This window comes from Sphaerisporangium sp. NPDC049002 (genome assembly GCF_040649355.1).
GTDB lineage: Bacteria > Actinomycetota > Actinomycetes > Streptosporangiales > Streptosporangiaceae > Sphaerisporangium.
This window is the reverse complement of record NZ_JBEZFH010000028.1, coordinates 40553-49210: the sequence shown is the minus strand read 5'-3', so window position 1 is coordinate 49210 and position 8658 is coordinate 40553. Positions and strand designations below refer to the sequence as shown.

The 8658-nt window shown below is 68.1% G+C and carries 5 protein-coding genes and 1 pseudogene; 1 reads left to right on the top strand and 5 read right to left on the bottom strand.

What is annotated here, in order from left to right:
* Positions 1 to 815, bottom strand: a pseudogene (locus AB0B89_RS09110) (hypothetical protein); the annotation flags it as partial.
* A gap of 18 nt (positions 816 to 833) precedes the next feature.
* On the bottom strand, positions 834 to 1817 hold the full coding sequence (locus tag AB0B89_RS09105; RefSeq protein WP_358550254.1) for a methyltransferase domain-containing protein: 984 nt from the start codon (positions 1815 to 1817) through the stop codon (positions 834 to 836).
* Positions 1818 to 2217: 400 nt separating this feature from the next.
* Here AB0B89_RS09105 and AB0B89_RS09100 point away from each other — a divergent pair, with 400 nt between their 5' ends.
* Complete coding sequence (locus tag AB0B89_RS09100; RefSeq protein WP_358550252.1) at positions 2218 to 5832, top strand: DUF4082 domain-containing protein; 3615 nt, start codon at positions 2218 to 2220, stop codon at positions 5830 to 5832.
* 101 nt (positions 5833 to 5933) lie between these two features.
* On the opposite strand, the gene AB0B89_RS09095 is transcribed toward AB0B89_RS09100, so the two are convergent.
* The 3 genes from AB0B89_RS09095 to AB0B89_RS09085 are packed head-to-tail and all read right to left on the bottom strand — an operon-like array spanning position 5934 to position 8654.
* The gene (locus AB0B89_RS09095) at positions 5934 to 6923 is read right to left on the bottom strand and encodes a methyltransferase domain-containing protein (RefSeq protein WP_358550250.1); all 990 of its coding nucleotides are present in this window, start codon (positions 6921 to 6923) and stop codon (positions 5934 to 5936) included.
* Positions 6920 to 7912, bottom strand: a complete 993-nt coding sequence (locus tag AB0B89_RS09090) for a fatty acid desaturase (protein ID WP_358550248.1) — start codon at positions 7910 to 7912, stop codon at positions 6920 to 6922. Before AB0B89_RS09090 ends, AB0B89_RS09095 begins: the two co-directional genes overlap by 4 nt.
* Positions 7902 to 8654, bottom strand: a complete 753-nt coding sequence (locus AB0B89_RS09085) for a class I SAM-dependent methyltransferase (protein ID WP_358550246.1) — start codon at positions 8652 to 8654, stop codon at positions 7902 to 7904. Before AB0B89_RS09085 ends, AB0B89_RS09090 begins: the two co-directional genes overlap by 11 nt.
* Positions 8655 to 8658 lie beyond the last annotated feature (4 nt).

The following is an 8658-nucleotide window of genomic DNA, read 5'->3' as shown; positions in this document are numbered from 1 at the left end:
CTCCTCGGTCCCGGCGACGAGGCGCGGGTCATGCACCTGCGGGCGAGCCGGGCCCGTGGCGTGGACGCCGCCGAGGCTGAGCGGCGCAGGATCGCACGGGTGGCCTCCAAGAGCAGCTCACGCAGCCGCTCCTCCGCCTCCCGCTCGTCCACCACCGGCTCAGTCGCGCGGTCGAGCCGCCAGTAGCGGCGCGTCGTCACCCGGCCCTGCTCCCAGATGAGCAGGTGCGCCGGTGGGAGCTTGTGCACGCCCTGATAGATCGACCAGGGCGCGGGGACGTACTGGTAGGTCAGGTAGTGATCCAGAGCGACCGGATCCACCTCGCGGCGCATCGTGGGGTCCTGCGCGAGGGACTTCAGTTCGGATCCGAACCAGATCGAGGACTGGTCGGATCGCCAGTAAAGCGGCTTCTTCCCGACGCGGTCCCGGGCCAGGGTCAGGCGCTGCCGGGCGCGGTCCCAGATGGCGAAGGCGAACATGCCCCGGAGCCGGTGCACCATGTCGGCGCCGTGCTCCTCGTACAGATGGACGAGGCACTCGGAGTCCCCGGTTCCGCGCAGGCGATGTCCCTGCTGGGCGAGCTCCTTCCGCAGCTCCGCGAAGTTGTAGATCTCGCCGTTGTAGACCGCGACGACATCGCCGCCCTCGCTGTAGACGGGCTGGTCGCCGTTCGCCACATCGATGACCGCGAGCCGTCGCATGCCGAGCGACGCGTGCTCGTCGTCGTGGAAGCCGGAGCCGTCGGGGCCCCGGTGAACGATCACGTCGCACATGCGCCGGACGAGGTCGGGGTCGGGGCGTGACGTCGACGCCATCCCCGCTATCCCGCACATCTACTTGACACCGCGGATCACGTGAAGCCCGCGGCGCCGCTGGATCGACACCTCGTGCAGGGCCAGGTCCTTGGTCCACCGTGCGAGGCGCCGGCGGGTCTGCGGTCTCTCGTATCGCGGCGCGAGCCAGTCGAAGGTGTCCAGCACCGACCAGTCGCGTATCGTCCGGGCGTCCTTCAGGCCCAGATGGCGATGGGTCGCCACCGGGACGAGGCGTGCCAGGCACGGTCCGGCCTTCGGGACGGCGCCGAGGGCCTGGGAGATCGGCAGCAGCCATGGCACGGCGCGCTCGACCATCCCGTAGAGCTTGGCCGGAGGCATGCTCCTGGTGAACGGCCGCAGCAGTTGTCTCGGGTGCGGATAGGCGATCAGCGCGGCGTACACGTCGATGCAGAACCGGCCCCCCGGCCGCAGATAGCGGAAAAGCGTCTTGAACGTGCGTTCCACGTCGGGCGTGTGCTGGATGACCCCGAAGCAGAACAGGAAATCGAACGACTCCTCCGGGAAGGGCATCTCGTAGATGCCGGCCTGGACGAGCCGAAGGTCGGGGAAACGGCCGTTCGAGGCGGCGTTCGCGTGGACGGCGCTCGAAATGTCGAACGACGTCACGAGGGCACCCGCCTCGCACAGCACCTCGGTGAAACGCCCGGCGCCGCTACCGCATTCGAGCACCGACTTTCCGCGCAGCTCGCCGGCGGTCCAGCCGCTCGCGCCCAGCAGCCGTTCGCGGGAGATCGGCATGCCGGAATGGGAATCGAGTTGCGTCAGACGATGCCGGTTCCACTGGTATCCGAATCCTTCGGCGTAGTTGTCCGGAGGAACGAACCGGGGGATGCCGCGGTCGATGGGGTACGCGACCCGGCACGCGTCACAGCGCAGCTCGCTCCCGTTGCGAAGCGCACCGTGGCAGCGGGGGCAGCGCAGCGCGTGGTACCAGGGAATCCCGACACCCGTGTCGCCGTGCACATGTTTCGAAAGCGTCATCAGACTGCCAATCCAGAGAGAAAGGAAAAGGGGCCACGCGCGGCCGGATCTTGGATTACCAGCCCATGCTACGGAACGTGACCGCATAGTTGCGTTCACGTGGTGGCCGTGTCTCCGGGCGTGCCGCCGTGACCGGCAGGAGGCCGCGCCCCGGCGGCGTCCGCCCCTTTTGGCGGGTAACGCGCGACCTCTCGACCTGGACAAAGGCTGGTAAGAATAGTGTTGTGGCGGAGCGTCCACGTGATTCGGGTGATGCTGCGGTTGTCACGCTTGCGCCATGACCCCGACTCGGCCTCTTCGTCCTTCCTCGCCAGGCCCACGCGCGACCGGGCCGTACAACCGGGCGGGCCGAGAACGGACATGGACGCTCTGGGTCGCTCTGCTCGTCTGTGGGGCGCTCGTGGCCGCCATCGGACCTCTCGGAACCGGCCGGGCGACGAAGTCGCTCGCGAACGCGGGCCGGGTCGCCAACGTCCGGCCGGAGCTCATCCCGGCCGCAGGGAAGAAGGCGGGCGGCTCAGGGAAGGCGCACCGGGCCAAGAAGCCCACGGGCTCCCGCAGGGGGCACGGGGCTGCCAAGCGGGCGCGATCCCCGAAGGCGCAGGGGCCCGAGGACGTGGCGCGCGGCCTGCGGAGAACGCGGAATCTGGAGAAGGCGGCGACCGACTTCCAGAAGGCGTACGGGCGGGGAAGGGGGGTCGGCTTCCGGAGGGCGGAGAAGCAGGGAAGCGCGCGCGGCGGGCGCGCGGCCGCCTGCCCGCCGACCTCCGTCATCTGCATAGAGAACAGCCTCCCGGGCAACCCCGCCTCCGAGTGGGACGTCCCCGGCGCCGGTGACAGCAACATCCAGGGCTATGCCACGCAGATGAGCGTCAACATCGGTGAGACCGTGCAGTTCAAGGTCGACACCGATGCGACCGCCTACCGCATGGACATCTATCGCATCGGCTACTACGGAGGCATGGGCGCTCGCCTGATCGCGACCATCCAGCCCTCGGTGCCGCTCCCGCAGACCCAGCCCGCGTGCCTGACCGACCCGGCGACCGCCCTGGTCGACTGTGGCAACTGGGCGGTGTCCGCGTCCTGGGCGGTGCCGAACACCGCCGTCTCCGGCGTCTACATCGGCAAGCTGGTCAGGGAGGACGGGACGGCCGGCGCCAGCCATGTGATCTTCGTGCTCCGGGACGACGTCCGGAAATCGGACCTGCTGTTCAAGACCTCCGACGCCTCCTGGCAGGCGTACAACGCGTACGGCGGGAACAGCCTGTACTACGGGAACGCGCCGATCGGCCGAGCCTACAAGGTCAGCTACAACCGCCCGTTCACGACGAACTGCTGCCCCTGTTGCCTGGGCGAGAACAACACCTGGTTCTTCACCATCGAATACCCCATGGTCAGGTGGCTGGAGGCCAACGCCTACGACGTCAGCTACTTCTCGAGTGTCGACACCGCCGCACGAGCACCTCTCCTGCTCCAGCACAAGGTCGTCATGTCCGTCGGACACGACGAGTACTGGTCCGACGACATGAGAACAAACATCGAGAACGCCCGAGATAGCGGGGTCAATATCGCCTTCTTCTCGGGGAACGAGATGTTCTGGAAGACCAGGTGGGAGCCCAGCATCGACGGCACCTCGACCGCGTTCCGCACGATGGTCTGCTACAAGGAGACACACGCCAACGCCAAGATCGACCCGAGCCCTCAGTGGACCGGGACGTGGCGCGATCCGCGTTTCTCCCCGCCGTCCAACGGCGGAAGACCGGAGAACGCCGTGACGGGGACGTTGTTCATGGTGAACGGCGTCGTGAACGACTCGATGACCGTGCCCGCCACCTTCGCCCAGATGCGGCTGTGGCGGAACACCTCCGTCGCGCAGCTCCAGCCGGGCCAGGTGGCGACCCTCCCGGCGGGGACGCTCGGCTTCGAGTGGGACGAGGCCCCGGACAACGGATTCATGCAGCCGGGGCCCGTGAAGCTTTCCAGCACGACCCTGGCGAAGCCGACGCAGTATCTGCTGGACTTCGGCAGCACGTTCGGCGCCGGGGTCGCCACGCACAGCCTCAAGCTCTACAAGACCGCGAGCGGCTCTCTGGTCTTCGGAGCCGGAAGCATCCAGTGGGCGTGGGGGCTGGACGCCAACCACACCTATCCGGGCTCTCCCACCAGCGTCGCTATGCAGCAGGCGACGGTCAACCTCTTCGCCGACATGTGCAACTGCCAGCCGGTGACCCTGCAACCGGGTCTGGTCCTGGCCACCCAGTCGACGGACACCGCTCCTCCGACATCGGCGATCACTTCTCCGTCGACCGGTGCCTCCTTGATAAGCGGCACGACCGTCACCGTCCAGGGAACGGCCGCCGACACGGGGGGCGGGGTCGTGGCGGGAATCGAGATCTCCTTCGACGGCGGGACCCGGTGGTTCCAGGCCACCGGGCTCACCAACTGGCAGTACAACTGGGCCCCACCCGACATCTCCGGACCGGTCACCATCATGGTCCGCGCGGTCGACGACATCGGCAACCTCCAGGTGGTCCCGACCTCGATCACCGTCAATGTCACCGTGCAGTGCCCGTGCACGATCTGGCCGCCGACCGCCGTGCCCACCATCGTCTCGGCGACCGACACCAAGTCCGTCGAACTCGGCGTCAAGTTCCGCGTCACGACCGCGGGGTTCATCACCGGCATCCGGTTCTACAAGGGCACGACGAACAACGGCACGCACACGGGCGAGCTCTGGACCTCCACGGGACAGCTGCTGGCGACCGCGACGTTCACCAACGAGACCGCGTCCGGCTGGCAGCAGGTGAACTTCTCGGTGCCCGTCCCGGTGAGCATCAACACCACCTACGTGGCCTCCTACTTCGCGCCGAACGGCAGGTACTCCTACGACCTCGCGTATTTCCAGACAGGAGTGGTGAACGGGGCGCTCACGGCGCTCGCCAACGGTGTCGACGGGGGTAACGGCGTCTACCAGTACGGAGCGACCAGCGTCTTCCCCACGAGCACGTACCAGGCCACCAACTACTGGGTCGACGTGGTCTACACGCCCTCCGACAGTCTGTGGGACAACACGGCGGTTCCGGCCGTCGGCGCCGCCCCGGATTCCACCCCCGTCACGCTCGGTGTGAAGTTCCAGGCGAACACCACCGGAGAGATCAGGGGAATCCGCTTCTACAAGGGCACGCAGAACACCGGCACCCATGTCGGCAGCCTGTGGACCACCGACGGCCAGTTGCTCGCCAGCGCGACCTTCACCAACGAGACCGCGTCGGGCTGGCAGCAGGTGAACTTCTCGACGCCCATCTCTGTCACAGCCGGCACCACCTACATCGCGTCCACTTATACGATGTCAGGACATTTCCCGTATACGTTGCAGTACTTCAACACCCAGTACAGCAATCCGCCGCTCCTGGCACTGGCGAACGGCGCGCAGGGGGGTAACGGGGTGTACAACTACAACTCGACGAACACCTTCCCGTCGAACACCTACCAGGCCACCAACTACTGGGTCGACGTGGTGTTCGCGCCGTCCAACACCCTCTGGGACAACACGACGGTTCCCGCCGTCGACTCGCCCGATCCCAGTCCGGTCGTGCTGGGAGTGAAGTTCCAGGCGACCACCAGCGGGACGATCAGGGGAATCCGGTTCTACAAGGGCTCGCTCAACGTCGGCACCCATATCGGTAGCTTGTGGACCACCGACGGCCAGTTGCTCGCCAGCGCGACCTTCAGCAACGAGACCGCCTCCGGCTGGCAGCAGGTGTTCTTCGACACTCCCGTCCCGGTGACCGCGGGCACCACCTACGTCGCCTCGTACAACACGACGACCGGGCACTTCTCGTACACACTTCAGTACTTCACTGCCCAGTACACGAACAACCCGCTCCTCGCGCCGGCCGACGGCGCGTCCGGCGGCAACGGCGTGTACAACTACAGCGGGACGAACGCGTTCCCGTCGAACACCTACCAGGCCACCAACTACTGGGTCGACGTGCTGTTCGATCCCAGCAGTTAGCCCTGGGTTCCCCCCTCCCTGAGATCGGGGAGGGGGAGGGGACGTCAGGTGGGGGGCGGAAGACGGGGAGAAGGGGCCGGGCAAGGGTCCTGCCGCGTTACCTACGGGCGGCTGCCGTACTCGACCGGCACCAGTTCGAGGAACATCTGGGAGGGGCGTCCGCTCATCCTCATCCTCACCAGGTCCAGGCCCGCGAACGCGGAGGCGAGCAGGGGGAACAGCGGGTGCCGCGTCACCGGCCGCTCGGCCGAAATCGTCACCCACCCCCTGCGCGCCAGCGCGGCCAGTACGCTGGTGGCCCAGAACGGCGCCCCCTGCGTGTAGGAGAACCGGCGCACGACGAACCCGCTCGCCTCGGCCAGCTTCGTGAAGTTCCGCCGGTCGAACAGGACCCAGTGCCTCGGGCAGTGGTAGCCACCCCAGTCGCGGTGCCGGAACAGCCGCGCGTCCCAGCTGTCGGTGTTCGGCGTCTTGATCAGAACCGTGCCCTGAGGGGTGAGATGGCGGCGCAGCGTGCGCAGCACCTGGCCAGGCTCGCTGACGTGCTCGATCAGGTTGATGAGAAGGATGAGGTCGAAGCGGTCGTCTGTGGCGTAGTCCTCGACACGGCCGCAGAAGTAGTGGTGCCCCCGCGAGACGGCCCGGGTACGGGCTTCCGGGTCGAGGTCGACGACCTGTGTGAACGTGACGCGGGAGTCGAGCCCGCGCACCACGTCGAGCTGCCGGCCGTCCCCGCCGCCCACGTCCAGAACGCTCAGGCGTGTGCCGGACAGCCCGAACAGGATGCGGCGGAAGCGCAGGGCGTCCAGGGAGTCCTTGATCCGGTGGACGAACGACCGCTCCTCGGCGCTGTAGGCGTAGTAGTTGGGGGGATAGATCTGGCCGAGCCGGTCGACCGGCATGGGGTCGATGAACACGACGCCGCACGAGTCGCAGCGGTAGTAGTCGAACTCCTCGTCGGTGGTGCGGTACTCGACGTCGCGCGCCCGCGCCCACCGGCGTGCCGTTTCACCGTCACACGCCGGGCACGTGGGCGCCGGATTCCCGCTGTACCGGCCCGCCACCGGCCGCGGCGCGGTGGACTCGCTCATATCCGGTCCAGTTGGCGCCAGGCGCGGTAGTAGGTGGTCTGGCGCTGCCGCAGCAGAGGGGCGATCTCGGTGCCCATCAGGAATCTCTCCACTTCTCCGAGCCGGGTGAAGGACACGCTCGGGTCCCAGTGGTGCAGCAGGTGGCGGTTGAATCCCGCCGAACCGAAGACCGTCGCGAACGGGCCGCCGCCGAAGAGCCGGTTCACCGGCCCGTGGGCGACGCGCCGGTAGTCGGTGCTGTCATCGGCGAACTCGCTGCGATGTTCGAGCACCTGGCGCACCGTGTTGATCAGCGGCAGGAACACGAGCTGGCCGAGCACCCAGGAGACGGCCAGCGCGAACGCCCCCCGCCACAGGGCGCAGCCCACGATCGAGCCGTTGACCAGGCAGGCGGCCAGGAACACCGGGCCGAAGGACGCGGTCCTGCCGGTCTCCGCGGTCGGTGACTTGCTCCTCATCAGCTCGCGGTACTCCTTCAGGGCGCGGACCAGGCGGACGCCGGTGACCCCTTCGAGGAGGAACCGCGAATCGAGCGGAAGGAAGTAGCTGCGCTCGGGGTCCCGCGTCGTCCCGAGATAGCGATGGTGATCGAAATGCACTTTCCGGTAGGCCTTGACGTCCATTCCGACGAGGCTCCCGACGAAGATGTTCGTCAGCACATCGCTGGCCCGGCGGGCAGGCGCGAGGTTGTAGTGGGCGCCCTCGTGGAGGTAGGTCGTCAGGTAGTGCAGGCAGAAGCCGATCGCGAGGCCGCCGGCGACGGCCGGCGCGATCGCGGTGGGCAGCCTGCCGGCGGCGGTGCTCCCGAGCCATGCGACCGCGACCGCGGACAGCGCGAGTCCCAGGTGCCCCGCGAGAAGGGTTCCCCACACCACGCCCCAGCGCGGGCGCAGAGTACGGCGGAAATCCACGTATCTCCGGCCCGAGGTGTCGACCAGGGTGGACGGCCGCACCATGCCGATGTCGGCGACCGTCACCTCAGCCGGCATTCCACTCTCCCGCGTCGGAGGCCATGAGGCCAGAGACTCCTGAGTCGCACGGGCGATGCGCTCTCGCGATCAGCGAGACTCCCGGCAGCGACCTGACCGGCAGATAGCGTTCGGCGACGACCACGGCGGAGAGGGCCATGTTGACGAGAGGCGGCGTCTTCATGACGTCGGACCCGGAGATGTGCTTCCTGCGGCGGGCGACGATCGGCCTCAGCAGGACGTTCCAGCTCCACATGCGCTCCAGGACCAGGCGTTCCCCGGTCATCAGCGCGCGCAGCCCGTCCCGGGTGTAGCGGCGGAAGTGGCCGGACGCGACGTCGTGCGCCGACCAGAGCGCCATGTCGCAGGGCACCGTGACCAGCACGGTGCCTCCCGGCCGGAGCACGCGCACGAGCTCGCGGACGGCCCTGTCGTCCTCCTCGATGTGCTCCAGCACGTCGAACGCCAGGATGAGGTCGAAGTGCCCGTCGGGCAGAGGCAGGTGCCTCGCGTCGGCGTGGATCGCCGGCAGGCCGCGCGTGCGCGCGAGTTGCACGGCGGTCTCCGAGAAGTCCGCGACCAGCGCGTCCCACCCGTGCTCGATGAGAACGCGGGTGTTGCCACCCCCGGCCGCACCGATGTCCAGCGCCCGGCCCGGCCTGCCGAGGCGGCGAAGCTCACGGGCGAGGATGGCACGGCGCTCGCGGAACCACCAGTGCCGGTCCTCGAGTTCGAACGTGCGGCGGATCTCCGTGGCATCCATGTTC

What these genes read in the sequence shown, in the direction of transcription:
- AB0B89_RS09095 (WP_358550250.1), bottom strand. Translation starts at nt 6,923, where the DNA reads ATGAGCGAGTCCACCGCGCCGCGGCCGGTGGCGGGCCGGTACAGCGGG.
- AB0B89_RS09090 (WP_358550248.1), bottom strand. Translation starts at nt 7,912, where the DNA reads ATGCCGGCTGAGGTGACGGTCGCCGACATCGGCATGGTGCGGCCGTCC.
- AB0B89_RS09105 (WP_358550254.1), bottom strand. Translation starts at nt 1,817, where the DNA reads ATGACGCTTTCGAAACATGTGCACGGCGACACGGGTGTCGGGATTCCC.
- AB0B89_RS09085 (WP_358550246.1), bottom strand. Translation starts at nt 8,654, where the DNA reads ATGGATGCCACGGAGATCCGCCGCACGTTCGAACTCGAGGACCGGCAC.